Annotated in this window: 1 protein-coding gene; it reads right to left on the reverse strand. The window is 51.5% G+C overall.

What is annotated here, in order from left to right; all coding sequences use genetic code 11:
• The coding region (locus Q4563_RS17275; RefSeq protein ID WP_303605373.1) for a hypothetical protein at positions 1-363 on the reverse strand (363 nt) is incomplete at both ends.

Below are 363 nucleotides of genomic sequence, written 5' to 3' on the forward strand. Positions count from 1 at the left end.
GGTTGAAGTTGAAGCTGGCTTTGTGATCATCACTACCGGTTGAATAGTCGATGTAGCCACCCAGTTCAACCTGGCCCCAGGATGCACCATAGGTCAGAGTGATCTGGTGATCGTCGTCCAGACCATTGTCGTTCATGCTGTAAAAATACGTGACGCTGGCGAAGTTCATGCCCGGAATCGCCAGGTCGGCACCAATACCGTACAGGTAGTTATCCTGACTGAAGCCGGATGAGGTTGAACCGGATTCCAGCGTAAAGGCCAGGTTGATGTTTTTAACGATGCCATCGTCAAACTTGGTGACGAAGAACTTGGGTGAGAACTCGCTGTAGCTGGCGCGGAAGTTATTGTCACCCTGGTCACGGT

It is taken from the genome of Gilvimarinus sp. 1_MG-2023 (assembly GCF_030548285.1).